The organism is Methanofollis fontis (assembly GCF_004297185.1).
Lineage (GTDB): Archaea > Halobacteriota > Methanomicrobia > Methanomicrobiales > Methanofollaceae > Methanofollis > Methanofollis fontis.
Window position 1 is genome coordinate 308765 of record NZ_PGCL01000003.1, and the last position, 25116, is coordinate 333880.

Sequence of the window (25116 nt, forward strand, 5' to 3'; positions counted from 1 at the left end):
GAGTCCTTATTCACACTTTTTTCTGTCCGACCGGTGATTTCTGGATGAAGTGATGACTGATATAATTCAGAGTCACCCCTGAAATCAGCAGCATCAGCCCGGTGACCATACACAGTCCACAGAACACCGACGGCACAACCGGGATTGCGTCCAGTGCCACGTACGAGGACAATGCAATCACGCCTGAGAACAGACCGGCAACCACAAGCAGGGCTCCGGCAATTCCAAACGAAAATAGTGGCCTCTGATACCCGATATCACACACAATTTTTTTGAATACGCCGAGTCCATGCGTCAAAGGATTTTTTTTATGCTTGTTCGGGACGTCATATTTTACCGATATCGGGATCTCCCGGATTGATAGCCCCTGACCGGTAATTGAGGCAATCATATCTGATTCAATATTATATCCATCTGAGTCGGCGTCCCAGAGAGAGATTGCATTCTTTCCAAGTGCCCTGAAACCTGACTGTGAATCAGTAATTGTCGAATTAGAATTCACATTCGTCATCATAGTGAGAATACTCTGTCCAAATCTCCGATACACTGGAATATCGTTCTTTGTATCGAGGAAACGAGACCCTATGACCACATCTGCCTGCCCGCATTTCAATGGTGCCAGGAGGTCAGGGATCTCTTCAGGGTTGTGCTGACCGTCACCATCGAGAAGGATCAGATAATCGTAGCCCTCAATCCGTGCATATTCAAGTGCTGAACGGACAGCATCCCCTTTTCCAGAATTATTCAGATGACGGATCACAAGAGCACCTGCATCACGGGCGATATTCTGGGTATCGTCGGTTGAACCATCATCGATAACCAGGACATCATCAACATACCGTCGGGCCTTGATCACCAGCGTACCGATTGTGATGGATTCGTTGAAACACGGGATGGCAGCAAGAGAACGACCTCCGTTGCAGATCGCCGCCCGGTTCAGTAAGATACGTGAATGTGTCCGTGAGTCTGGATTGCGGTAGAGAACCGCTTCTGACTTCATGATAGTATTTCCCCCCCAATAAACCGGATTTATGGAAACTCGTACCAGTACGCACACCCAATGGAGGATAACCCCATTTCACCGCATTTGTGCAGAGACCGTCTCTCCCCCCCGGGTCATGCAGACAACTACAGGATGTCCTAAATGATTATCCAGTATATATATTTTTCCTGCTTGCGGCCCGGAGAACATACCTGAAAATAGAAGATGGATAACGTATCTGCTGAGTTGATAAAGGAATATGGCTCTCTTCAGGCACTGAAGAAAAACGGTTACCTTTCTGCCGGGAAGCGAGTCAGAATGCTCCAACATACTTCTCCGCTTCACGATCATCCACCGGGTCAATACGGCGGAGCGGGATCATCCCCGGTGTGGTCCGGAGAGATGACCATAGGCATACAAATACGTGATCCAAAACACAAGAACAATGGATGGTTGTGCGGCAGGCCGACAGGATCACCTCTCTGATCGCATCCTATACCTCTGAACTCCAGGAGCTTGAAGCCTACCCTGAGGAAGAACTCATTGCCATTATAATGGATGTCGGATTCTCCTGCACCTGTTGCGGCAGGTGCTGCACCCGTGAATTCAATGATCACGTCTTTCTCCTTGATGATGATGCAGAGAGGGTGCTGGCAATTGATGAGGGGGCACTGGTACCTGCACCGGATTTCGAGTTCTGCGATCAGAATGGTCGGTTTTACGCTCCGGGTTATGCTCTCAGGACCCGGGATGATGGTGGATGTGTTTTTTTACAGCACAACCGCTGCACCATCTATGAGAGGCGGATGAAGATCTGCAGGATCTATCCCTATATGCTCCACCGGGAGGCAGATGAAGAGGGGAACGTGGACTGGAGACAGATCAGCGGTCTGAACCTCCACGGAGAATATGAAAGAGAGATCGATGTCAGCGAGGCACGAACGATTGCCGACGACGTGATTGAATACGAAAAGGCATTTCTCGGTCAGGAGATCGCATTTCTTGAGAGACTCCGGTCATATTTCTCGGAGAACAATCTCAGGCATGTTCAGAAGATATACGACCGGCAGAACCTGCGCTTTGGCAGGGGAGAGGAGGTCGAGGTGCAGGTGTATTATAAGGGCGGGTTCCACCCGATGACGGTCAGGTGCACGGAATATGGGACTGTTCCGGCAGGTCGGGGGAAAAAGCGGTGAGGATTCTGGCGCCCATCCTTCCCGGCGGGTGTCGCAGAAGAAGAACACCATCGCCATATTTTTTATGAGAAACAACCAACAGAGTGATGCAATCGCGCCCCAGTGGCTTAGAGGCATAGCGGCTGACTTGTAATCAGCAGGTCGCGAGTTCAAATCTCGCCTGGGGCTTAAAGAACCCTATTATTTAACCTATTTTTGAAAGTAAGTCCGAAAATGCGAGATATCCATACCCGCACGGTACCGATAACCTTCACAGATTCGATTTGCGGCACTTTCTAAGAAAACTTATGGGAATATCGACAAAAAGGTGATCCTGCCTTAAATCGAATCTTCATGGCTTTCGTGAACAGTGGGGCGATGGTAATCCACGGACGACAAGCCGTGGGCACACCACCTGCCCGGCACGGGATAGAGGATGTCCGAATTCCACTCTTTGTAAAACATATTCGAGTTCATGCTGAGTAGGGATTCAACATCCCTTATGCAAAAACTGCTGAAAAATTGGAACGATTTTCTTGTAGTTTTCCACATTCACAGACGCATTTTGATCGCCAATCGGTTTGGAAGACTCTGAAAGATAATAGACAGTTTGAAGATCTGAATTCCCTGAATCTGTAAGATTTACACTGTTCTCTTCGACGGAGGGACTGTCCAAAAGAAAGCCAAAAACACTCAAACCCATCACAATTATTGCTAGAGCATATCCCAAAAGTGAGTGCTGGGGTCTCATTCTATAATTATAAAACATTTACAATGAAACCTTTGTGTCGTGGCATTCAGCGAGATCGATGACGACCTCTGGGCGATCATCAGCAACCATCTGCCGCCTCAGAAACCTCATACCGGACGACCGCGATCCGATCTTCGTCAATTAATGAATGGAATTTTGTTTGTCCTTACAACAGGATGTACATGGAGCGATGTTCCGAAAAAATATGGAACAAAGTCCACGGTACACAGATTTCATCACTATCTTAGCGAAAATGGGATCTACCAGGATATATTTCTAGAGCTCCTCCAAAAAGGATACGACCTAAGAAAAGTTGATCTCTCTCATTGTTTTGTTGATACAAAATCTATTCCTGCAAAAAAGGGGGGATCATCGGATTTGATGGCTATAAAAAAGTAAAAGGGAACAAACTGAGTGTGCTGGTCGATCAAAACGGTACGCCCCTGTCGTGTGTTGTATCTCCAGCAAATATTCATGATTCCAGGCTCTATAAACCGACCATCGAAGCATTTGCTCCTTCTGAAAAAGAACTCAAGGTAAAAACGATAACAGCAGATGCTGCCTACGATACGCTGGAAATAAGGACATACAACAACCAGAACGGAATACAAACCAACATTCCCATTAATAAAAGAAACACGAAAGATCCAGAGAACAGAAGAGCGGAACAGTTCGATTTGGATCTTTACAAGAAAAGGGGAGCTGTTGAACGATTTTTCAGTTGGATTGAAGCGTTTAAGAAAATAGTCCCCAGGCATGAGCGAAAAGAGGGATCATTCATCGGACTCGTCCTTTTTGCATGTGGCATCATGATCTACCGGGTTTTGGGATGACCTCCTAGATAAATGATTATTGCAACTGTCGTATGAATTCGTGTGTACCACGGATTTGTCAATTGTCCGGTTATTTGAAGGGTGCCTTCAAATGGGGGTTCCTTTTCGATGTCAAGTGCATGTTGAACGGCATGAACAAGCAGTTTATAGTGAACTATATCGAGAAGACATATCGGAAACAAATACAAGGCAGCCGCTAGAAATGGTAAACTGGATGCATTCCAACCGAGAAAGGGGACTGTTTCATTGCTCAAAAAAGGTAAAAGTAACGCCCCCAAGACCATTATGGATAATGCAATAGGGATTCCTTGAATTCTCAGCCGTATAATTACATCATCAAAATGGCTTATCCGGTCCTTTGTCATTTTCCAATCTTCTAATCGCAAAGCATCTTTATCCATGTCCATGATTTATCCCTTCCACGTTCGCAATCCAATTTCTTGCCAGACATATCAAATTTTATCACTGTAATTAAAAAGGGTGTCCAAACGGGGGGAATGAGGACCATTATCGTATTGGAGTGGCTCGTTTACCCAAAGAAGCCGCAAATTTTGTTGGAAACAATTCCATACCGAAAAGCCGAATTTCAAGATACCCTGCTTGAGACTACGTGGGACATTTCACCGTGTTTATACAGAATGTTCCTGTACAGCTGAGTCGTCTTGAGGTTCGATTGACATAGATGTGATAAAAAAGGCGGAGTGTATGCAACTTCTCGGTGAGCACCGTAGCGGGCGCAACCTCACCCCCACTCACGGGCGGGCGGCCTACGCCCCACCGGAGGATAGCACCCGTGTTTGGGCCTGCCGGATTTCGGATAGTTCAGCCTGGATTTGTGCGAGGGGCTGGATGACTATGGGGGATGGGGCGGCGGATTGTGCGGGGGGAGGGTTGCCCCGGCCCCATTCCATGATGGTTTTGAGGCCATTGTCCAGGGCGGTAGCGGTGGCGGGATTGATTATCTCGACCTCGGCACATGGTTGGCCGTGTGCCTGGGGCGAGTTGTCGATCCAGAGGTCGGAGAGTGAGGTTTGCCCACTGGCGGCTTCGGCGGTGGCGGGGTTGATGGTAAAGCCGTAATGGGTCTTCGTGACCTGCCGCCCGGATATACCGGGCTCATGTCCGGCGACAGGTCGAAGTCAGACGCGCCCGGCTGCCGTTGGGCTGGAGGAAGTAATAGGACCGCCGAATTTTCGATGGGGCGCGGCGAGAGGTGCCCGGGTCCGAGATGCCGGACGTAGCGTTTGAGATGGACCCGGTTGACGGGGTCGAGGTTGGGTCGAGATATTGGTCCATGATACTACCTCCGCGCCGGATTGAATGGAAAACCGCGTCAGGTGAAGGTGTATTGCTTTCGATCCCGTCCCGAAGGGGTCTGTGGATCTGAATCCCACCCCTCGCCCTATTCTATTGAGACTGTTCAATTCGAAAAATGTCAGGTCTATTGATATTCCGGTGAGGGACGGGGCGTCCTCCGGTAGACCATACCCTGGAAGATGGCGATCTTTCTTCCTTCCTCATCGGTGATGGTGACGGTGTAAGAGGCAAGTTTCGGGTTGAGCCCGAACTCCTCTGCTTCGGCCGTAAGAACTCCGTCCTTTGCAGCGGTCATATATGTGATATGGGCATTTATCGCCGCAGCATCGATCCCGTGGGAGTTGGATGCAAGTGCAAACGCAACATCGGCAAGCGTGAAGAGGGCGCCGCCATGGACCGTCCCGTGGCTGTTCCTGTGACGGTCAGCGACCTGCATCGAGACCGTGGCCCGCCCGGAGGATACGGCGACAAGTTCAAGACCGTTCTCCCTTGCGAATAAATCGGCGGCGAAGAACTCCCGACCTTTTTCTTCTATATCGGATGGTGCCATAGGGACACATTTCAGGCGGCGGATAAAAAAAAGGTATTCTGGATCTGCGCCCCGCACCATTCCATTTTACACCATGGAGGGGGGGTCTTGGCGGGGGATCAACCGGATCCTCCTGGTGGGGCACCTACGACCAGGTGCGGCCGGGATGGTGGCCTTCTGGTCGATGGAGGAGTCCCGCCGGGAGGTGAACGAGCAGGGGGACCGATACGCCGCCGCTCCAGGAGAACCAGGCGGCCTGCCAACGCTGGGGTGGGTTGGGAGGCGACGGATGCGCAGCGGGGCGGCGGATTTCCTGACCGCTGAACGCTCTCCGTCAACACATCCCATACACGAATACTCAGAGGGGTTCTACCGCTCAATCAACTCATAGTGTTCCGAAGGATAACTGAGTAAAAATTGAAAAAAGCCTTCAATAATCTATTTTTTTGCTTCAGGGTCATTTACAGGCACTTTTCGGAGAATTAACTAATGATAACCGAGTATACCCACGTTAGACATGCAATACACTGACAAGGTATCCATTGCATGGTCCGAGCGCGTTCCTTCGAGCTCAATGCTCCGTGATGCACTCGGCTTATGGAGCCACCACATCTTCCTCGATGCCGAACATACCAGCGGTATAACATCGGTCACTCAGAGAGCCCGGTACTACACCATCTGGGCATATTACTATCAACACCTGTTCAAAGACAACTTCGATCCCTACGATTTTGAGAAGATATTCATCCTGGCAAGTTAACCCAAAACAACGGAGACTGCAATTCCCCAAATATCCGGCACATGTACAATAATCAGAAATTTGCCGACACATGGGATGATATCCAGACATTCAATCTGAATTTTGATATCAATGGATTTGGACGGACATACTATAATCGGCAGCTGGAAGTGTTCAGATGCGCATGGACCGACGAACTTGACGTGATTCAGATATCACCCATAAATAAGAAGCTCGCTGGAACACTTTCTTTCCTGGATCCCAACGATTTCAAGCGGACCGAATTCCGAAAAGAAGACCTTCGAGAGTATTTCGAGGGATTCGGTATCGACCAGATCGCTCATAACTCCGCCGAGCAGGAGATACTGTCCAAACTGCTCTTCGGGTTCTTTTCGGAGAAGGGGTGCTCATGGGATATCGATGATGAAGAGTTTGCGGCATACGTGCAGGGCAATGGGGACCTTGCCTTCATTGATAGGTTGACAGAGGAGCCATCTCCAGAATATTACACAATACGACAGCAGAACTTGCGGAGAAGAAACACCCTCTTACTCTTCCTAAAAATCATAGACGAAGCTTCTCCGCCTATGGGAGAGATGCGACGCTATCTCTGGGACGCAGTGTACTTTAACCAGGACCATGAAACAAAAGATGAGATTTCTTTTGGCAGACTCGACCAGATCCGGCACTGCTGGGAACAGCATCAACTCCGGGTGTACTTTGTTTTTGCTCTGGAAAAGCTCCTCGAGCATATTCATCTAATTGTAATTGAGAATGCGGGAATCCCGAAGAACCGACTCATTGATAGCCAGAATGTCCGCGGAATCCTTTCTTATATCAGCGATTGGCTGCACCTCCCGGTTGATGAAGAGACGACACTTGCAGAAGTCATTGATAGAACCGGCGAACTGAACGGGACGGGTGTAAAGTCCTCACTTCACTCCCCTATCAACGAATCAGATCTGTATAATCGTTTACGGACACAAGAGCATGATGAGTTCTTTGCAGATTTCGTAGTGATGCTTTCGCTCCTCTTTCGTAGATACAGCCATACCCCGCCGTTAAACTCACATCTCAGCAGTGATGATGATTCAAATCCGGACCTAATCAACATGGAGACATTGTTTGCTCACATTGAGGCAAATGGTTCAGATATTCATATCATTTCATTTCTGTCGCATGTCAGCCGTTTGATTGTGAACAGACACATGCTGGAATCTGTCTCAAGGTTTGCATATGGGACAAAGAATTGGCTTTTCACCGAAGAAGAGGGCCGCCTCTATTCGACAAGAGATCCTGTTCACATGACTCCCAGAGATAACCGGTGGCAGAGTATACGAACGCTTCTCCAGGATCTTGCATTCATTGAGCAGACTGACGAAGGAAATCTGAGAGTGACGAAGAAGGGATTGGAATGGCTCGAGAAGATACAATAAATCTCATTGCCGAATTCACTGAGCGGCAACGTCATAATGATATCATCGTTCTCACAACTTTCTGTTTCGACCCATACTTTTTCGATAAGTTTCTCTTCCACAAAATCCGTTCAAACAATCCGTTTTCCGAGATTATCGTCCTCGTCGACGGACAACAGTATGTTCAGTCAATGGAAAGAAGCACCAATGATACGGGCCGGAACTATCATCTCATCCCTATATACCTTCCTCATGGTGTTTTCCATCCCAAGATCTTCCTCTTCGGTTCAACGGAGAAAAGTACAGCAACGGTATACATCGGAAGTGCCAATCTCACCATGACTGGTTTTACCAGAAATGCTGAGATGGTTGCAAAGGTGGAATACTCCCCTGAAAACGTTGATTCGACCATCGAATCTGTGAAGGATTTCTTCCAGCAACTTATTCACCAGAAATACATTCACGATCCCAGAGCAGTCAGCACGATTCAGCACCTGCTTGGTAGTCTGCCCTCACCCGCCGATGAGGCCTCCAATGCCGACTGCATTATTCTGCATAATATGCGGTCGCCGATTTTGCCATTGATGCTTGAAAATCTTGATCAGGACTCCTTTTCTGAAGTGTTCCTATTGGCCCCCTTTTTTGCGCCTGATGCACGTGTTCTCCAGACGATTGCAGATCAGGCAACAATCAGTCGGATCCAGATAGCCCTTCAGAACGGCAACCACAACCTGATAGACCTCACACCGTATACCGAGTTTTCCACGAGGCGTGGGATACCCTACGAGGTCGTCGAAGCGGCATTCAAGGACAATTATTCGCGGACCTTCCACTCAAAGATACTCTCCCTGAAAGGCAAAGAACAGCATCTTTTGATCGGGTCGCCTAACATGACCCAGAGCGCCCTCCTCGAACCAGCAGATCACGGAAATGTGGAATGTGCCATACTCTTTAAGGGAATCCAGGCGAAGAAGATCCTCGATCGGATCGAGAAGAAACCCGTCGCTGATATCGACACCCTTCTTGCATCTGGGGAGGGGTTCGAACCATCCCATAGTTTTCCCCCCGTGCTTCGGATCTACTCCGCTGCCTATAACGATCTTTCACATTCAATTGAGGTCCATACCGAACCTCTCTCCGAACACACATCTGTACACTGTAGGGTTGAGGGAATCCCCAATCCGGTCGATTATATGTCCGACCTGAGCAGCGGAACATGCACGATCACCTCGTTGCCCAAAGGAATTCCCACAGAACTTCTTATCTCATCAAACAGAAAATCCGGCCGAAGGAGGATCTATTATGATCGGAAAGCTTACATCCGCGCGATTCCCGGATCGAAAGAACCTCTTAAAGAAATGGCGGACCGGTTAACCCATGATGCCACTCTGGACACCACGGATATCCATGCAATCCTCATCGGGCTTTCGAAGCGGATTGATGGGAAATCCGAGGATGGAAAAACGAGTGAAGATGGCTCTCCTGCAAAGAAACGGGCATCAAGCAGCCATATCCCAAAACCGAGCAAGAGCACATCTGGCCTGGGGATGGCAGGTTCACTCGGCCAGTTACAACGGCTGTATCATTCAATGATTCTCCGGCGCTGGGAGGAACACGCCTCCGAGAGCACAACACCCGAAGAAATCGAAGAAAATCTTGTAGGGCATCACGCCAGAAAAACATTGATCTCCGAGGATAAGAAGAGGAGGCGACTGTTTGAGAAGTGTATCAACCAGACGAATGACATTCTGCTCCATCTGGTCCATCAGTCTGATAAGGACAATCTCGATGATATCCTCGTGGAGGCACAGTCAGCATTCATCAATCTGGCAATGAAATCATTCCCACAGCTCATCGGGAAACCGCAGCTGAACCAGGTCATGGATATTCTTGAGAATAACCTCCAGCATGTAAAGCGAGAGGATTGTTCACAATCTTCTACGGTCACATTATTCGCCCATATCTTGACGATAAACTACTGCTACGATATGCATTGCCTCCCCCAGTTTCTAAAAAATGTCTTCTCTTGCACCGATTTTACCGATCCCGATAGTTACTACTTGGTGAAGGATGTTGTTCAACAGTACCAGAGCCACTATATGTCCGAGATAGCGGTATTTGATTTGAAGAAGTTCCATAATCACTTCTGCAGCCTGCTCTGTTTTGTTTTCAATAAGTATACCATTGGATGGGGTCCGGTAGAACTGGTACAGGCAATCATCGACACAGAGGATGAAGAGCATGCAGAGTTTCTGGGAAAAATCCTGAATACTTTAAAACATGGGGTGTGGGGTAGCACCACAAGACCTATCTCTCTAATAAGCCCTCAAAAATACATTCGAGGACTGCAGTTGGACTTCTCAACAATCTGCCCTGCACGGGCTGCGTATATCAAGGATTTCATCGAAGAACGGTGAAAGCGTATCACAATCGTTCAGGAGCCGGGATAGGGTACGTCATCAATAATCAAGCAACACTCTGGCAAGCACCCCCACTGCCCGGTTGAGCATTGACCCCGGGATGTCCCCGGCGGAGCGCTTCACCTCCTGAGAGGCCTATTATGCCGCCCTCTTCCACGAACTCACCTGCTGGAGGGGGGCGGTCTTCCTGTGTGCGATGTGTGGGATCGATACAGATCGCTCCCGACTGTAGATCTCAGATCTCTTGGAGCACAGTGCGTCAACACGGGTTTCGTGGTGAAAATTAATCAAAAATTGGATTTTATGCAGATCTGGAGATTTTGAGGTGTTATGTCCATCATTACTTTTAGGATCCGCATTTACTCAAATCATTGGGTTAATAGTGATCCATGCCCTCCTCTTTTAGCCAGTCATTTATTATCCCCCGGGTTTCTTCGATGAGGATGGCCATTGAGTGGGCAAAGGTCTCTGGCGCTTCAGAATCTGGAAAATAATACTGCAGCCGAAGCCACCCGCTGGTGGAGGTGTCCCAGTTCAATCTGGCAGGGGCGGTCAATTTCCCGAGGATTTCCAATTTATGTGCCTGGACAATTTCTGCGATGTCCCTGAACGCATCAAGGCCGAAATGAACTTCGACCGAGATTTCTGGTGTTCCAAATTTGATCCAGTCGTCAAACTCATAGCAGACATATTTTTTCGGTGTGCCCTCGATGCGATGCCACGCCGGGAAGGAGTAGCGACACTGATCCTTGCGGCAGAACACACGCTTTAAACCCCCGGGAAAATGATTTCCATCTTCAAATGCCACCAGGGCATTCGCAAATTCATCTCTCTTGTTTCGCTGAGGGGTGTTAACCCTATTCTTGGTTGGTTTCTGCGGATTTTTTTCTGTGTTAGCACGTACAGGAACTCGCATTGCGTCGATTGAATTCCAGATGTCGGTGAACAGCCTGACTTCAGCATGGCCCTCCGGTACGGGAATATGACTGATGCTTCGATCCATCGGCAACGCGATATCATCATAGGTGCAGTGTGCCTGTTCCCCGAGTTTCCAGTAGATCCCTGTTGGCCAGGCAGAAGGTATGTCTCGACGATAGAAGATGCCGGTGCCGAAAATCGGGATTCCCCATGTCTTTGAAGCACCTGCAAACCCCTTCCTCGGGAAGTAATTTTCTTGAGTGGGGCCTTCGTTTGGAGGGCAGAACCTGTGGATAAGGTTGAGGCCGACGTCGACATCGGGATTGGGATATCTCTTGGGATCTGCTCTGGGACCATAGACATCATAACAGACAAAGAGGAAATATCTGGTCCCGTTCAGATTGAAGATTCTAGGAAAACCATTCTCTTCCTTGATATAGGAATCTGCAAGCGTGATGTGGTTTCGTTCATCATCGTTAGTGGGATGGAATTTTCGAGCGGCTGCGACGACGCCAGCCTTACCAATCGCGACCGCGATCTGATCCTTATCAAATGGGTTATCTGCCAGAGGCCGGTCGAACCTTCCATCGACACCGATACAGACGATAACGTTTCGATCATCCAGGTTGAGCACCGGTTGGATTTCATGCTCGATCACCGAATAAATCGATTCAGCAGGTTCAAAGCCGGTGTGAATCCACCCCGCGGGGAAGAGGATGACACCATCTCCTTTAGTTTGAGCAAGTATTTCGCTGATGATTGGTTTCAGTTCAGCGATTCTTACATCGTTGTATTTTGGGTCTTTTTCGTCCTGTAAGGTCCGGTCTGACTTGAGGATGACTGTCGCAATCCAGTCATTGTTTCTGTTCCTGTTCATTGACTCAACTGCCTGAACCATCTTCAATGAGCCGCTTTTCTTCGCCATCAGGTCCTTGAACCTCTCCACATCTGCCGGGTCCTCCGGGTCGAGGTCGCACCAGGCCATCTCTCCCGCATACAGCCTCACAGTCGGCAGAAATCCTTTGATCTCGGGCAGGAAATCACGGAGCGTGTCATACCAGGCACGCTGCTCGTCCCGGTAGGGCGGGTCGCTGTCGTGCGCATCGATCTCCTCACAGAGGGTCTTCCACCGGTGAACCGGATAGCCGACCTTCAGGTGGGGGGGATAGGCCTCCAGTGCGATGTGCCGCGGCCGGGTGAAGTGCTGCGACTCATCAAACTCGACGGCGAAACCCGGTTCCGGCACATAGAAGTCGACATCCACATACCCCGCCCGTACAAAGTCCTCAGCATTCCGGTAGTGCTGAAGCGACCGGTAAATGCCAGAGAGGGCCGGGTAGAATGGCGTGTCCCGGTATTCCTCCAGCAGGGTTGCACAATGCACCCGATGTTCTGATATGACCGTGCCGTAGATCCGTTCGAGCATTGCCCTCACGGTCTGTTTGCAGTCCCTGCACCGCTCGTTATGGGCCATCGAATCACTCCCTCAGTCTGCCCTCAATAGCTCCGGTCATTGTACCTGCAGCCGCCGTCATAGTTGGTGCAGCCCCGGTAGAGTTCTCCGGTTTGTTGTGCCACCCTCCATACGAGGTCGGAGCGGCATGAGGGCACACCCCGGCCTTCTTCCCCTGCATGGGGGCGTCTGTGCCGTGCTGGTTGTCTTCACGCCTGTTCCGGGGGTTTCCATTTTCATTCTTCATCGTGCATGCCTTCTGTCAGTATACGTTGCATTTCATATTCTGCAATTCATACATCTTCCGGTTTTTTCCTCTTCCCGAGGGCGGCAGGGCTCTTTCTGCTCTTCCATCGGTTACTTCCCTCCCGTTTGTGCCAGGGCATAGGAAAACATCGCCATTTCAACATCGGCCGGGAGCCAGACGCCGGGTTCACGCAGGCCCAGCCCGACCATCAGGGGCGGGTGCGGGCATGCGGTGCCCTCGCCATTCAGGCGGTCGGCGATCTGGTGGAGGGCCATTGTCCAGGTGCCGAAGTCGGCGGGCCAGGCCTCCTGGGCGGAGAGGATCGCCCACCTCGGGCCGGACCGGGTGGCCTGGAGGTCGAGGAGACGGTAGTGTTCGGCGTCGGCGCCGAAGACCCGGACAATCCGGGTGTCGATGGCTCCGAAGACCGAGGGGACAGCGAACCTCAGCATTTTGCTGCAATAGGTCGGCCCGAACCCCCGGATCTGGCCCTCCAGCATCCTCATCACATTCTCTGCCCCGTCCCGGAGCCAGGGGGCGGGCAGGCCGCGTTTGTAGAGCGGGAGGTTGAGTGGTTCTCTGCACTGGATCCCGGCGGTATTGGGGAGGCCGCCCCATGCCGCTACGTTGATGGCGTGGGACTGGCCGAGGCTGTTCTTCCGGGCCGCATCAGAGAGTCTCCGCTCCAGGGTGCAGATCTGCACAAACCCGTCTTTCCAGGAGTCGCCCTTCCAGCGGTAGGTCCGGTACTCCCTGGCCAGGTCCACCCCGGCGAGGAGACGGTCGATCCCGGCGATGGTCGCACCCGGGAGGCCTGCCATCAGGCCGGAACCTCCCTGATGTCGATGGTGCCGATCCGCCGCACATTCCGGGGATACTTCAGCCGGTAGTCGGTCCTGAGCGGTCGTGCCAGGCGGTCCTCGATCCTCGGCCCGAGATAGCCCCGCACATACTCGCCGACGGTGGCGGTGAACTGCACGATGTCACCCTGACGGAAGGTGCCGGCGGCGTCGAAGCCGGCGGTGTAGTTGATCCACGTGTGGTCGGCGAGGGGGTGGCCGTCCAGGCCGAGGAGGTCCCTGAGCAGGATGGTCTTCCCGGTGGTCCCGCCCCTCCGGAAGGTGCCATACGCCCAGAACACGGCGGTGAAGCCGGCCTTTCTACCATTCAAACCCTGGAGTGTTGTCCTCATGCATCTCTCTCCTAGTGCATGGATCAGTCTACCGATACAGATGTGAATATAATTGCGTGAATATTGTGAATGTCGTGATTAATGTGACTATTCGGCGGGCAGAACCGGGCCGTCCCTGAAACATCCGCACCACCAGAACGCAACCCTTATCCTCTCTCTCCCACCTCCCTCCTCTATGGGAACGATCACCGCACAGATCCTGGTCGGGAGCCCCCACCCCTACCACGACGGGCTCATGCCGACGCACCAGGTCTTCCTCTCCGAGAATAGCCGCCCCGCATGGGTGCTCACCCGCCCGGGGCTCGCACCGCCCCTCCACACACGCCCGCCCAGGGGGGAGGAGGGGCCCCGCCGACACCCGCACCGCCGGATCACCTGGATCCCCGGCGGGCCCGGCCATATCCTGGAGGACGCCCTCGTCATGATCGCCTACCATGTCATCAGGGACCCGGGGGTGGTGGCGCTGGCCGACGACTCTATCGGCGGGATCGGCGGCGAACGCCTCTCCCTGGACGCTGCCAGTGACGATTGCCTGGAGGAGATCCGGGGGCGCTGCCGGCAGGTCGAGAACTGGCCCAAGCTCATCCTCTCGGCCTTCCAGGGCTCCTCGGTGCTCAGTCAGCTCCCGGTGATCGAGCGCTACCCGATGGAGGTCGAGGTCTGCTCCCCCTCCTTTGTCCGCCGCTATGGGCGGGACGGATCGGTGGAGACGGTGGGGAGGACGGGGTAGCGCCCGCCCCTGGTTGCAGAAAGGTTCCACGAAAAAAAGGATTGCAACGATACTATACTCCTCTTTCGCAGCCCTAATTGCCCTGGTTGCAGAAAGGTTCCACGAAAAAAGGATTGCAACACCAGTGCCCCGAACTCCTTCGTCCGGGTTAAGTTTGGTTGCAGAACAGTTCCACCAAAACAAGGACGACAACGCCAGAAACCCACCGAAGACCGTGACAACCATCAGGGGTGCACACATCTTCCCGGAAACCCGGGCGCAAACGTCCTGATGCACCCCCTGATCCGGCCTATTTCCGCCCGATTTCCCGCCCTTTTCGTCCCCTCTCCCCACCATTCCAACCCATCGATCCTGACACCAACTATCTGCCCCTAGAACTCCACATGAAATGCCCAAATTTCTCCTCAAATCCAAAAATATCGCCAGAACTCCCGGATCCAAAAATCCGCCTGCACTGTCGAGATCAAAGCGCTCAAAATCGGAAAATACGCCCAAAATAGAGAGATTGCGGCACGGGAGAAGAAGGGGAAAGATCCCCCTCAGTTCAGGGCCTCGACGGTGGCGAGGATGGCGTCGTCCTCATACGAGGTGATCCGCACGCTCTCGCGGGCGATCGTGTCCCTGGCGAAGTCGAACCGCTGTGCCTGGTCCGAAAGGATCGATCCCGGCCTTCCGGCGGGCTCGCCGGTCCAGGGCGTTGGCGAGGGTGTGGGGCGGGCATTCTCCTGCACGCCGTTGTCCCTCATCGCTGTCGCACACGATTTTTTATGAGACATGGAGGTCTCACAACCGTTCCTCCAACCTCTTTTGTGCGGATGGTGGTATGCACAACATCTCTTGCACGTATTGGATAGGCATCCTGATACGCACAAACAGATTTACCTGTACCAGAATACTCACAACCGCCCCCCCTCAGAGATAGCCATGAGCCGATAAAATGCGTAGATATTTGGTTTTCTCCCTTTTCCTTGTTGAAGTATATCCACAATGCCGTTGTCTGCCAGTTCCTTAAGGATCTTCGTCCCGCTCTCCTTTGGAATACCCGACACCCTGATGAAATCAGGCGTACTGAAGAAGATGGTTGCCGCACTTACTTTTGGGATATGCTCATTATGTGTCCCAGGTACACATTTTTCCAACGTATTTTGTGTACCAGTCACACATTTTTCTAACTTAATGATGTGTTCACGGGATATCTTGCCCGCATGCAGCATGCAAAAAACTCGATATTTCTCCTGAAGAACATCTGGACCGCCCTGCTCTGGATGCATGTCTCTCCGGTGAGACCCGAGGGCGCGAACCATCATATTCACGCCTTCCGATTGGATTGCTGCTGTTCATGCTCCTGGCAACCGTTATCACTCCTGATACGCTACGTTTCCGTGAAACACGGGAGAGCCCTCACCATTGCGGCCACTCCTCTCATCACCATATTTTTTGCCGTTTCTGCAGGCTGCACCGGGCCCGTCCAGGAATCCACGGCTTCGCCGGCCCCCTCGCTCGCCACCCATGGGCCAGGCTCCGCCTCTCGCACCCATTTCACAGGTTATAGAAACCCCAAAAAATTGCCGCTCTACTAACCGGGCGTACACATATTCATCACAGGACTATGTGTCGCGGCACACTCGCCTGGAGGGAAAAAGTCAGTTGTTTAAGGTTGAGTTCAAAAAAAACGTGAAGGGACAATAAATTGATATTTAACATCAAATAATTATTATTTTGTTCAAGTCACCGCTGCATCTCAGGAATCTCAATTATTCTGCCTGAGAGAGTCCCCTGCTCGATTGAGGCTTCTATTTCCGATTAATTCATTTATCGACTCAAATAATGATATTGCGGCAGGCATTACAATAATTGCACCCATAATCGAAAACCCGACTGCAATAACAGTGACTATTCCAAAGTTCAGGATAATCGGGGACGAAGACAGAGTGAGTGCAGAGAAACCGCAGACTGTTGCAAGACCAGATACGGAAACTGCTGCTCCAATCTTCTGTACAGATGTCTGAATTGCTGTTATCGTATCCAGTCCCTTCTCTTTTTCCTCCAGGTACCTCTCCATCATAACAATCGTGTACTCTGACGCAACACCTATGGTCATCGCACCAAGACATGCCGTAAGAAGCGTGTATGTAAGTCCCAATGAGTACATGATAATCCCATTCCAGCCTACAATCATTATAATCGGAACAAGCGGCGTGACCGCGGTGAATCTCCTGTACAATAATATTAAAAACAGGAGAATCAGGCCAAATCCAACAACTGTCATCGGGTTCTTGGTTTCTTCTATTCCATCGATAAGATCAGCAAACATCACCATCTGACCGGTATATGAGACGCTCATGCCTGGATGCTGAGTGTACCAATCCAGATCTTTCTGCATATTCGCGATGAGTGCCTGGGCTGCAGGGATGGAGATATCCTCCATCGAAAATTCCATGACAGTCTCCATATTCCCGTTTACGTATCTTTCTCTTGTACTCTCGGGAATAAGATTCCAGACTCTTTCTATCTCAGTAACTTCTGTCGGGAGAACCCCGTTGTTGTATAGTTTCAGATATGATGCAATACTTTTAACACCCGAAAGTTGATCCTGTTTCGACAGTTCATATTCTCCAAAATCATTTATCCAGCGCAACGTATCAGGGTCCAGCACAGAATCTGTCTTGACGAATGTTGTAATGGTATTTGTTGAACCTAAGAAACTTCTCAGCTTATTCATCGATATCATCGCGGGCATATCCTGCGGTACCATTGCATCCTCATCCGTATCGATGATAATCGTTTCATCAAGCTGTATTCCGACTGCAGTAAGCATCAGGAGAGCAACGAGAAGGGGGACCGGATTTCGTGCAATCTTCCCGGCAAGTTTCCCGATTGCGACATCATATTTCTCCATAAAAGAGCCTTTTGTTCCAGGCGTAACAACAGGCTCATGATCACATCCCTTCCAGTCGAGCTGACAGGACTCTGCCTGATCAAGAGGATTCAACCCGCCCGTCTTGGGCTTATATTTAACGACTGTTGCAAAAGTAGGAATGACGACCATTGCCGAAAGATAACAGCATGCAATTCCAATGATACATGTTGTTCCAAAGCCTGAAATCATCGGTGACGGTGCAAGAATGATTAATGAAACAAACCCAAGGGCAGTTGCACACATGGCAAAAAATATTGCAGGCCCGGAATTCGTGACTGTTGTAAATACAGCCTCTTTCATTGAGGATTTTTTTATCTCTTCATCAAATCTGGACTGGAACTGAATTGCATAGTCCACTCCTACACCTATCAGCACAGGAAATGCTGCAATGACAATCGAAGTGACAGGTATTCCTGCAAATCCCATTACCCCGAATGTTAAAAGAATACCGCAGAACACGATAAAAACAGGGAGGAGCCTGTATCTGACATGGCCAAACAGGAGAAACATTGCAATCACCATAAAGATCATTGCAAGAGCGATGAGAGTCCCCATGCTGTTCTGCATGTCCTCCTCCATCTCTACACTGAATGCAGGACTCCCGGTAGCAGTCACCTTGATTCCTGCCGGAGGATTCGAGGAAGTGATGATATTATCCACATTGTTGACAATTCCCTCCTGTGCCGCATCAGGAATACCTGCTTCAAGAGGAATACTGACAAGAGTCATCATCTTTGAAGGAAGAAGAGCATCTAAATACTCAGAAGGCAGCGAATTAAGAATAGCATCGATCTCTGCCTGATTCTTCGGAATAACTCCATTGTTAAACGCTTTTATAAGATCAACAATTCCCGAGGCACCTGTGACATATCTTTCATCGCTGAGATCTTCTTCAAGGGTCTCAAGATAATTCAATACATCAGGTCGTGTTACATCTTCTCCTTCAACCATCAATACTACAGCATCTGATCCAAATACATCGCTGTAATGCATGAGAAGAGAACCGACCGGCTTATCTGTATCAAGGTACGTCTCGGTTCCCGTCTCCATTGTTATCATCGTAGCGCCATATACTCCCAGCAATAACACTGTGATTATCAGACCTACAACGACAAACGGCCTATTGTTTATCGATTCTGCAATATACTCAAGCGGTGATTTCAATGGTGTCATCCTCCAACCTGAATCGTACATATTCCGGCGTCATGTCTCAAACCTTCAAAATAGAATATTCCCGTGTCATTCTGTCATTAATTGGAAAAATTCATGCTCTCTGTGGCAGAGGGGATATCTCCGGGCAGAATATAATCAGAGATTATGTTCAGGGTAATCCTGGCGGCAACAAGGTCATCATCGCCTTTGAAACCGTCAATACCCATACTTTCTGCAAAACGGAACATTCTTTTTCTGTCGTTGATTAGAAATAAGCCAGTATCAGTTTGTGAACCTTTATCCTCAAATGTCGCTTCGAAGCAAGAGAAAGGGACATATCCCCCATGTAAAAACGAAAGATGAAGGAACTCAATAAGCTGCACATAAAACTGCGGAGGTTTAAAGCCAGCATCATCCCAGATGCCTCTGGTCTCCAGATCTTTTTCATCTCTGTGACGGTGACAGCTACAGACGCTCATTTCTGTGTTCATTACAAACCTCATTAAGCCAAAACGCAATTTTAGAAGCCGAAAACGTATCCGGTTTTCCAGAACCTGACAAATAACCAGAATAAACATTCAACGTCATAATTGCGACATTAAATATATTCCAGTTGTAATCTAACAGATTTCTCTGGACTTCATCATAAAATCAACCCGTCAGATGATAATAGATGTCCAACTCCTGAAGTTATGATCCAAAAATCGTAAAAAAGGGATTTTTTTAATAAAAGCAGGTATTGCAGTATAGTTCACCTCTGTACTTCCCCGGGGAAATCAATTAAAAATCCAATCAAAGGGCCTATCGCAACGTTTCGCTTTTTCAAATGTCCTGCTGCTGAAATTATATATCAATACGGATCCAATACGATTATTAAAACTCTTGGAGTTGTAAATGCGAGAGACGACAATTAAAACCCTTAGAAGGCTTGGATTTACCGAATATGAAGCAAGGGCGTACATATCACTCGTGGGTTTTGGAATGGCAACCGCCCGTGAAATTCATGAAACCAGCGGTGTTCCGCAGGGACGAATTTATTCGGTATTACGAAGTCTCTCTGACAAAAATTATATCGAAATCCAGAACGGAAATCCTTCATATTTCTATGCCGATAATCCCGGCGCAATACTCAACAAACTAAAGACAGAGATGAATAACTCAATAAATGAATCGATAGAATATCTTTCAAATCTTCATCTCAACTCGAAACCGCCCTCTCCCATATGGGCTATTTCCTCGGAATGGGGCATTAAAAACAGAATAAAGACACTTATCCAGGGTGCAGACCGAGAGATTATTATTCTTGTTTATGACCCTTCCCTTCTCGGATGGATCCTGCCGGAATTAAAAAAAATTAAACGGAGAGTAAATATCGAGATCTATGCGAAAAACAAAGATGATTTTGCAGGAACCAATTTGAGAGTGACCGAATATCCAGAAAAAATGTACTCCATGATGGAAAAGGTCACCTCTATGGAAAAAAATGTTTATGGTGTCCACGAAGCCAAGATGAATCTGTTAATAGATGAGTCAACGGGCTTTTTTATAGGAAAAACGCAGGGAACGGTTACAGGAGTGATTGCGCAGTCACCGCAGCTCGTATACACAATAAGGGCCTTTATGAAAATGCTTGGTGACGAATGATTATTCATGAAGGTTCAAAACCAGAACCTAGATGGAATTATATGATGAGAAGAAGATTTTAAGAAAATTCCATCTCAGCCAACATATCTGGCACCTGGAATGAGTGCGTCCGATGAGATAAAAATCCCCCGGGACTTCCGCAACCGTTATCATTCCTGTTACGCTACGTTTCCATGAACCATCATGAAACACGGGAGAGCCCTCACCATCACGATCACTCTTCTCATCACTGTTTTGTTTGCCGTTTCTGCAGGCTGCACCGGCCCTGTTCAGCAACCTTCGGCTTCCCCTGCCGTCACCGCGCCTGCCGCTGACGGCTCTTCACTCGTGTTTACGGACCAGGAGTTCGCCTTCGAGCTCAGGCGGACGATCGGCGCCTCGTATGCGGGAGAGGCCGATATCGGCGAGTGCCTCGCCACTGCATCCAGGATCCAGGAAGGAGACTTCGAGAGCTGGTACACCGAATGGAACAGGACGGCGGACGCCTTCAGGGCCGCGGGTGACGGGAGCCTCGCGGCCGGGCACAGGGTTTCCGCAATGGAGGCATACTACCGGGCCGCAACATATTACCGCACGGCCGAGTTCTTCCTGCACGGCAATCCCGCCGACCCCCGCATCGTGGAGACCTGGAGCAAGAGCCGGGACGCATTCCGAGACGCCATCGCCCTCGATGTCGTCCCGTACGAGATCGTCGCCATCCCGTACGAGAACACGACGCTGCCGGGTTACTTCTACACCGTCGACGACTCTGGCATTTCCAGGCCGCTCCTCATCGTCCAGACCGGCTTTGACGGCTGCCAGGAGGAGCTCCACCCATATGCAATGGAAGGGATCAGACGCGGCTACAACGTCCTGACATTCGAGGGTCCGGGCCAGGGCGAAGTGATCCGGGTCCAGCACATCCCGTTCCGTGCCGACTGGGAGAACGTGATCGCCCCTGTCGTGGACTATGCGGCGGGTCGGCCCGACGTCGACGAGGACCGGATCGCACTCTGGGGAATATCGCTCGGGGGCTACCTCGCCCCCCGCGGTGCCGCATATGAGCCCCGGATCACGGCGCTAGTGGCGGACGGAGGCACCTACGACGTCGGACAGAACCTGCTTCAGAACCTGCAGGAAGGCGGCGGAGCGCCCGCGAACCTGACGGAAGACGACCTGCAGGAATGGCTGCAGACAGATCCGGCGGAGTTCAATGATGCCATCCTCGGTGCCATGGCGCATGATACCGGCACCCGCTGGCTGAACGAGAACGGGATGTTCGTCTTCAGTGCCGCCTCGCCGGCAGAGTTCTGGGCGAAGTGGATGGAGTTTTCCCTCGCCGGAATCGCCGAAGAGATACGGTGCCCCACGCTGGTCTGCGCCGGTGCGGCCGATCACTTCGACCCGGACGGGGTGCAGGCACAGGCACTCTATGACCACCTCACCTGCGAGCGCGACCTCATGGTATTCTCCGACGACTACGGTGCCGGATCGCACTGCCAGCTCGGGGCGTTTGCCCAATCGTTTGCCGCCAAGTTCGATTGGCTCGACGACCGGATGGGAATGAGCGGGTGAGGGGGCACCCCCTCCCGGCCCTGAAAAAAGGGCACATCAGTGTTCTTTTTTGATTTCAACCGATTTTTCCAGGGGCGGATTTCGGCCATGAAATAAAACGGAGAATGTCGCTTCGATCACTGCAAAACGACAGGATCACGGGGCCATTGCGGCGATATGAGGGGCAGGAATTATACAGGATGTTCGTGCAGGCCCACCTCGAGATCGGCGGTCTGAGGGCATCTGTGGGGGTCGATGTATCGACTGATCGGGCGAAAATTACTGATATAAGGATTGCTTAACCGGAAGGGGCGCCCCCATCCATCCTGCAGGGCTAATCCCGATTCTCCGACATCCACCGCTCCCCCTCAATAGTGAGGCGGTAGATGATCCAGTTGCCCTGCTGCTCTCCCTGGATCAGCCCGGCCTTTTTCAGAACCGAGAGATGGTAGGAGAGCCTGGAGTCAGCGATTTCGAGCACGGCCTTGATCACGCAGACACAGAGGGGCTGGACGGCGAGCATGGAGAGGATCTTCTGCCGATTCGGATCGGCGAGCGCACGGTGGAGGATGCACCTCGCCTCGATCTCCGCGTCGCCGGGCAGGCGCTCGACCAGCCCATCGATGCCGCCGCACCGGCAGAGCGACTCCTCGATCCCCTCGGGGAGGATCATGGCCTCCTCCCTGCATCTCGTGTACTCTTCCAAACGGGACTGACCTCCTCTGTTTCATCCAGTCGTGAAATGGCTGTGGGTATATAAGCATCGGTCCGATGGCGTCTGCCTCCACGACCGCACGGGAAGGGCATTTCAAAAAATGATGAAATGGAAACCTATATATCCGATTGCCGCTCACATTAGTTCAAATAAAGTTGAAACAATGCGGCACGGTGATGAAATTGACAGAAAAAGAGTGTGAGAAGAAAAAAGGCGGGTTCCTCTCCCGCCTGCGCGCGATGGGCGGAAAGGAATGCGAATGCGGCTGCTGCGGGGGCGTACGGATCGTCCCGAAAGAGAAGAAGCCTGAAGAGAAGGATTGAGCGGACAACGCCCGGGTAATGGCAATGCGACGGCACACCGGCAGGGCGGGACCGGAGCGGAGGGAGGGCGATGGCAATCACTGAGATGCTTCTCTCCGCCGGGCAGTTCTTCGCCGTGATCGCCGGCGAACTGCTCCTGCTCTTTGTGGGGATCAGTTTTCTCGTCGGACTGCTCCACGCCTACGTCCCGGAGGAACGGATCCGGCGGACCCTCGCCGGGCAGGGCGAGGGCACGGCCACCGTGCTCGGCGGGTTCTTCGGGGCGCTCACCCCGTTCTGCTCCTGCTCCACCATCCCGATCCTGGTGGGGCTGCTGAACGCCGGGATCCCCTTCGCCGCCTGCATGGCATTCCTGCTCGCGTCCCCGCTCCTCAACCCGGTGATCCTCTCCCTCCTCGCCGCCCTCATCGGACCGGTGCCGACGGCGGTATATGCCGTCATCACCTTCTGTGCGGCCATACTGCTTGCCATCCTCCTCAGCAGGTTCGGCTTTGAGAAATATGTCAGAGAGGTAACCATAGAGGGTATGAAGGCGCCTTCTACCTGTGATTGCGCCGGCGGAGGGTTCAGAGAGCGCCACGCCCCGCGGTTCCGGTCGGCCCTGCACTTCGCCATCTCCCTCTTCCGCCAGGTCCTGCCCTACCTCCTCCTGGGCGCCGGCATCGGTGCCTTCATCTACGGTTTCGTCCCCGCCAATCTCATCATATCGGTTGCCGGGCCGGAGAACCCCCTCGCCATCCCGGCAGCGGCGGCAATCGGTGTCCCCATGTACATCAGGGCAGAGACGATCATCCCGATCAGCGCCGTCCTCCTCCAGAAGGGGATGGGCGTCGGGGCGGTGATGGCCCTGATCATCGGCGGTGCCGGTGCGAGCATCCCTGAGATCACCCTGCTCTCGGCGATCTTCGAGCGGCGGCTGGTGGCGGCGTTCGTCGCCACTGTGCTCGGGATCGCCGTCATTGCGGGGTGTGCATTCGGGATCCTTCTCCCGGCATAACGATGAATAGAGAGACGAACAACGACCACCAGCAACACACGGAGAAAAAGCATGATCGAGATGCTCATCGGATCCCTCCTCCTGGGCTGGGATACCCTGCTCGACTATCTCGCCGAGCACGTGCTCACCTGCCTGATCCCGGCGTTCTTCATCGCCGGCGCCATTGCGGCGTTCATCCGGAAGGAAGCGATCCTCAAGTACTTCAGCCCTGATGCAAAGAAGAGCGTTGCCTATGGGCTCGCATCGGTCTCGGGAACAGTGCTCGCCGTCTGCTCCTGCACGATCCTCCCGATGTTCGCCGGGCTCTTCAAGCGGGGCAGCGGCATCGGGCCGGCCACGACCTTCCTCTACGCCGGACCGGCGATCAACATCCTTGCGATCGTCTATACGGCAAAGGTGCTCGGCTTCGACCTCGGGCTCGCCAGGGCGCTGTTTGCGATCGTCCTGGCCATCGTGATCGGTCTGGTCATGGCGACGCTCTTCCGCTCCCACGACGCCGAGACAAAACAGAAGATGGCGGCGATGCCGCAGACTCCTGCCGGGAGCGACGAGGAGCGGCCGCGCTGGGTCTTCCCGCTCTTCTTCGCTCTCCTGGTCGGCATCCTGATCGCCGGCACCGCCCAGGCCGACTGGATGATCAAGTTCCCGGTCATCTACGCCCTCACCCTGGGGATCACCGTCCTGCTCATCTACTTCTTCGAGCGGGACGAGGTGACCGAGTGGGGATGGGAGACCTGGGACCTCACGAAGAAGATCTTCCCGATCCTCGTGGTCGGCACCTTCCTGCTCGGCATGCTCGCCTTCTTCCTCCCGCCCGAGACCTTCGGCCCCTTCTTCGGGACGAACTCTCTCCAGTCGGCCCTGCTCGCCTCGGTCGTCGGGACGGTCCTCTACATGCCCACCCTGCTGGAGGTGCCGGTGATCGGGACGACCTTCGGCTACACCTCGGGCGTGATGGCCGGTGGTCCGGCGCTCGCCCTCCTCCTCTCCGGGCCGAGCGTCAGCCTCCCCTCCCTGCTGGTGATATCGCGGGTGATGGGCCCGAAGAAGACCGCCGTATATGCGGTGCTCGTGATCCTCTTCTCGGCCCTCGCCGGCTCTGTCTACGGCATGATTATCGGGTGATCAGAT

24 protein-coding genes and 1 tRNA gene are annotated in these 25116 nt (G+C 51.9%); 14 read left to right on the plus strand and 11 right to left on the minus strand.

The features are described from left to right. Positions 1–10 precede the first annotated feature (10 nt). Positions 11–1057, minus strand: a complete 1047-nt coding sequence (locus CUJ86_RS08360) for a glycosyltransferase family 2 protein (protein ID WP_130647113.1) — start codon at positions 1055–1057, stop codon at positions 11–13. A gap of 374 nt (positions 1058–1431) precedes the next feature. Here CUJ86_RS08360 and CUJ86_RS08365 point away from each other — a divergent pair, with 374 nt between their 5' ends. From CUJ86_RS08365 to CUJ86_RS08380, 4 genes are all read left to right on the plus strand, one after another. Continuing rightward, positions 1432–2178, plus strand: a complete 747-nt coding sequence (locus CUJ86_RS08365; RefSeq protein WP_130647114.1) for a YkgJ family cysteine cluster protein — start codon at positions 1432–1434, stop codon at positions 2176–2178. 96 nt (positions 2179–2274) lie between these two features. Then, positions 2275–2346: transfer RNA gene (locus CUJ86_RS08370), tRNA-Thr, on the plus strand. Positions 2347–2947: 601 nt separating this feature from the next. Further along, positions 2948–3307 (plus strand): transposase, encoded by a 360-nt coding sequence (locus tag CUJ86_RS08375; protein ID WP_130647115.1) that lies wholly within the window; start codon positions 2948–2950, stop codon positions 3305–3307. Positions 3308–3324: 17 nt separating this feature from the next. Then, positions 3325–3741, plus strand: a complete 417-nt coding sequence (locus CUJ86_RS08380; RefSeq protein ID WP_165394840.1) for a transposase — start codon at positions 3325–3327, stop codon at positions 3739–3741. On the opposite strand, the gene CUJ86_RS11840 is transcribed toward CUJ86_RS08380, so the two are convergent. Further along, positions 3723–4148, minus strand: a complete 426-nt coding sequence (locus CUJ86_RS11840) for a hypothetical protein (RefSeq protein WP_165394841.1) — start codon at positions 4146–4148, stop codon at positions 3723–3725. The two genes, CUJ86_RS08380 and CUJ86_RS11840, sit on opposite strands and share 19 nt — an antisense overlap. Positions 4149–5182: 1034 nt before the next feature. After that, the gene (locus tag CUJ86_RS08385) at positions 5183–5608 is read right to left on the minus strand and encodes a PaaI family thioesterase (RefSeq protein ID WP_130647117.1); all 426 of its coding nucleotides are present in this window, start codon (positions 5606–5608) and stop codon (positions 5183–5185) included. A 73-nt stretch (positions 5609–5681) separates the two neighbouring features. Between CUJ86_RS08385 and CUJ86_RS08390 the strand changes: the two genes are divergently transcribed. From CUJ86_RS08390 to CUJ86_RS08405, 4 genes are all read left to right on the plus strand, one after another. Continuing rightward, positions 5682–5978, plus strand: coding sequence for a hypothetical protein (locus CUJ86_RS08390; protein WP_130647118.1), 297 nt, complete (start codon positions 5682–5684; stop codon positions 5976–5978). A 183-nt stretch (positions 5979–6161) separates the two neighbouring features. Further along, positions 6162–6347 (plus strand): hypothetical protein, encoded by a 186-nt coding sequence (locus CUJ86_RS08395; RefSeq protein ID WP_130647119.1) that lies wholly within the window; start codon positions 6162–6164, stop codon positions 6345–6347. 41 nt (positions 6348–6388) lie between these two features. Continuing rightward, the gene (locus tag CUJ86_RS08400) at positions 6389–7762 is read left to right on the plus strand and encodes a hypothetical protein (RefSeq protein ID WP_130647120.1); all 1374 of its coding nucleotides are present in this window, start codon (positions 6389–6391) and stop codon (positions 7760–7762) included. Next, positions 7741–10158 carry a phospholipase D-like domain-containing protein gene (locus CUJ86_RS08405; RefSeq protein WP_130647121.1) on the plus strand — a complete coding sequence of 806 codons (2418 nt, stop codon included), beginning with the start codon at positions 7741–7743 and terminating at the stop codon, positions 10156–10158. The genes CUJ86_RS08400 and CUJ86_RS08405 overlap by 22 nt, the downstream gene beginning before the upstream one ends. 379 nt (positions 10159–10537) lie before the next feature. Here the strand turns inward: CUJ86_RS08405 and CUJ86_RS08410 are convergent, their stop codons facing one another. The 3 genes from CUJ86_RS08410 to CUJ86_RS08420 all read right to left on the minus strand — a co-directional run bounded on the left by CUJ86_RS08410 (position 10538) and on the right by CUJ86_RS08420 (position 13971). After that, complete coding sequence (locus CUJ86_RS08410) at positions 10538–12553, minus strand: hypothetical protein (protein WP_130647122.1); 2016 nt, start codon at positions 12551–12553, stop codon at positions 10538–10540. Between the two features lie 336 nt (positions 12554–12889). Further along, entirely contained in the window at positions 12890–13600 is a 711-nt protein-coding gene (locus CUJ86_RS08415) for a hypothetical protein (RefSeq protein ID WP_130647123.1), read from the minus strand. Continuing rightward, complete coding sequence (locus CUJ86_RS08420; RefSeq protein WP_130647124.1) at positions 13600–13971, minus strand: hypothetical protein; 372 nt, start codon at positions 13969–13971, stop codon at positions 13600–13602. The genes CUJ86_RS08415 and CUJ86_RS08420 overlap by 1 nt, the downstream gene beginning before the upstream one ends. Before the next feature lie 175 nt (positions 13972–14146). Between CUJ86_RS08420 and CUJ86_RS08425 the strand changes: the two genes are divergently transcribed. After that, positions 14147–14701 (plus strand): hypothetical protein, encoded by a 555-nt coding sequence (locus CUJ86_RS08425; protein ID WP_130647125.1) that lies wholly within the window; start codon positions 14147–14149, stop codon positions 14699–14701. Positions 14702–15240: 539 nt separating this feature from the next. On the opposite strand, the gene CUJ86_RS08430 is transcribed toward CUJ86_RS08425, so the two are convergent. The 4 genes from CUJ86_RS08430 to CUJ86_RS08445 all read right to left on the minus strand — a co-directional run bounded on the left by CUJ86_RS08430 (position 15241) and on the right by CUJ86_RS08445 (position 19264). Beyond that, positions 15241–15477, minus strand: a complete 237-nt coding sequence (locus CUJ86_RS08430) for a hypothetical protein (RefSeq protein WP_130647126.1) — start codon at positions 15475–15477, stop codon at positions 15241–15243. A gap of 120 nt (positions 15478–15597) precedes the next feature. Beyond that, complete coding sequence (locus CUJ86_RS08435; protein WP_130647127.1) at positions 15598–15972, minus strand: hypothetical protein; 375 nt, start codon at positions 15970–15972, stop codon at positions 15598–15600. A gap of 479 nt (positions 15973–16451) precedes the next feature. Continuing rightward, on the minus strand, positions 16452–18815 hold the full coding sequence (locus CUJ86_RS08440) for an efflux RND transporter permease subunit (RefSeq protein WP_130647128.1): 2364 nt from the start codon (positions 18813–18815) through the stop codon (positions 16452–16454). A gap of 56 nt (positions 18816–18871) precedes the next feature. Then, a complete protein-coding gene (locus CUJ86_RS08445; protein ID WP_130647129.1) occupies positions 18872–19264 on the minus strand; it encodes a hypothetical protein in 393 nt (130 codons plus the stop codon). A 403-nt stretch (positions 19265–19667) separates the two neighbouring features. Here CUJ86_RS08445 and CUJ86_RS08450 point away from each other — a divergent pair, with 403 nt between their 5' ends. Together CUJ86_RS08450 and CUJ86_RS08455 are read left to right on the plus strand one after the other, a co-directional pair. Next, positions 19668–20417, plus strand: a complete 750-nt coding sequence (locus tag CUJ86_RS08450) for a TrmB family transcriptional regulator (protein ID WP_130647130.1) — start codon at positions 19668–19670, stop codon at positions 20415–20417. A gap of 183 nt (positions 20418–20600) precedes the next feature. Further along, positions 20601–21971, plus strand: coding sequence for an alpha/beta hydrolase family protein (locus CUJ86_RS08455; protein ID WP_130647131.1), 1371 nt, complete (start codon positions 20601–20603; stop codon positions 21969–21971). 313 nt (positions 21972–22284) lie between these two features. Here the strand turns inward: CUJ86_RS08455 and CUJ86_RS08460 are convergent, their stop codons facing one another. After that, positions 22285–22623, minus strand: coding sequence for an ArsR/SmtB family transcription factor (locus tag CUJ86_RS08460; protein ID WP_130647362.1), 339 nt, complete (start codon positions 22621–22623; stop codon positions 22285–22287). 218 nt (positions 22624–22841) lie between these two features. Between CUJ86_RS08460 and CUJ86_RS11845 the strand changes: the two genes are divergently transcribed. From CUJ86_RS11845 to CUJ86_RS08470, 3 genes are all read left to right on the plus strand, one after another. Next, entirely contained in the window at positions 22842–22988 is a 147-nt protein-coding gene (locus CUJ86_RS11845) for a hypothetical protein (RefSeq protein ID WP_207231400.1), read from the plus strand. A gap of 70 nt (positions 22989–23058) precedes the next feature. Then, the gene (locus tag CUJ86_RS08465; RefSeq protein ID WP_235855626.1) at positions 23059–23985 is read left to right on the plus strand and encodes a permease; all 927 of its coding nucleotides are present in this window, start codon (positions 23059–23061) and stop codon (positions 23983–23985) included. A gap of 51 nt (positions 23986–24036) precedes the next feature. After that, positions 24037–25110, plus strand: a complete 1074-nt coding sequence (locus CUJ86_RS08470; protein WP_130647132.1) for a permease — start codon at positions 24037–24039, stop codon at positions 25108–25110. Positions 25111–25116 lie beyond the last annotated feature (6 nt).

Coding starts and splice junctions, on each gene's coding strand:
- CUJ86_RS08395 (WP_130647119.1), top strand. CDS start 6,162: ATGCTCCGTGATGCACTCGGCTTATGGAGCCACCACATCTTCCTCGAT.
- CUJ86_RS08440 (WP_130647128.1), bottom strand. CDS start 18,815: ATGTACGATTCAGGTTGGAGGATGACACCATTGAAATCACCGCTTGAG.
- CUJ86_RS08385 (WP_130647117.1), bottom strand. CDS start 5,608: ATGGCACCATCCGATATAGAAGAAAAAGGTCGGGAGTTCTTCGCCGCC.
- CUJ86_RS08420 (WP_130647124.1), bottom strand. CDS start 13,971: ATGAGGACAACACTCCAGGGTTTGAATGGTAGAAAGGCCGGCTTCACC.
- CUJ86_RS08450 (WP_130647130.1), top strand. CDS start 19,668: ATGCGAGAGACGACAATTAAAACCCTTAGAAGGCTTGGATTTACCGAA.
- CUJ86_RS08435 (WP_130647127.1), bottom strand. CDS start 15,972: ATGCATCCAGAGCAGGGCGGTCCAGATGTTCTTCAGGAGAAATATCGA.
- CUJ86_RS08430 (WP_130647126.1), bottom strand. CDS start 15,477: ATGTCTCATAAAAAATCGTGTGCGACAGCGATGAGGGACAACGGCGTG.
- CUJ86_RS11845 (WP_207231400.1), top strand. CDS start 22,842: ATGAAATTGACAGAAAAAGAGTGTGAGAAGAAAAAAGGCGGGTTCCTC.
- CUJ86_RS08390 (WP_130647118.1), top strand. CDS start 5,682: ATGGAGGGGGGGTCTTGGCGGGGGATCAACCGGATCCTCCTGGTGGGG.
- CUJ86_RS08415 (WP_130647123.1), bottom strand. CDS start 13,600: ATGGCAGGCCTCCCGGGTGCGACCATCGCCGGGATCGACCGTCTCCTC.
- CUJ86_RS08400 (WP_130647120.1), top strand. CDS start 6,389: ATGTACAATAATCAGAAATTTGCCGACACATGGGATGATATCCAGACA.
- CUJ86_RS08470 (WP_130647132.1), top strand. CDS start 24,037: ATGATCGAGATGCTCATCGGATCCCTCCTCCTGGGCTGGGATACCCTG.
- CUJ86_RS11840 (WP_165394841.1), bottom strand. CDS start 4,148: ATGGACATGGATAAAGATGCTTTGCGATTAGAAGATTGGAAAATGACA.
- CUJ86_RS08455 (WP_130647131.1), top strand. CDS start 20,601: ATGAAACACGGGAGAGCCCTCACCATCACGATCACTCTTCTCATCACT.
- CUJ86_RS08460 (WP_130647362.1), bottom strand. CDS start 22,623: ATGATCCTCCCCGAGGGGATCGAGGAGTCGCTCTGCCGGTGCGGCGGC.
- CUJ86_RS08405 (WP_130647121.1), top strand. CDS start 7,741: ATGGCTCGAGAAGATACAATAAATCTCATTGCCGAATTCACTGAGCGG.
- CUJ86_RS08410 (WP_130647122.1), bottom strand. CDS start 12,553: ATGGCCCATAACGAGCGGTGCAGGGACTGCAAACAGACCGTGAGGGCA.
- CUJ86_RS08465 (WP_235855626.1), top strand. CDS start 23,059: ATGGCAATCACTGAGATGCTTCTCTCCGCCGGGCAGTTCTTCGCCGTG.
- CUJ86_RS08425 (WP_130647125.1), top strand. CDS start 14,147: ATGGGAACGATCACCGCACAGATCCTGGTCGGGAGCCCCCACCCCTAC.
- CUJ86_RS08445 (WP_130647129.1), bottom strand. CDS start 19,264: ATGAACACAGAAATGAGCGTCTGTAGCTGTCACCGTCACAGAGATGAA.
- CUJ86_RS08365 (WP_130647114.1), top strand. CDS start 1,432: ATGGTTGTGCGGCAGGCCGACAGGATCACCTCTCTGATCGCATCCTAT.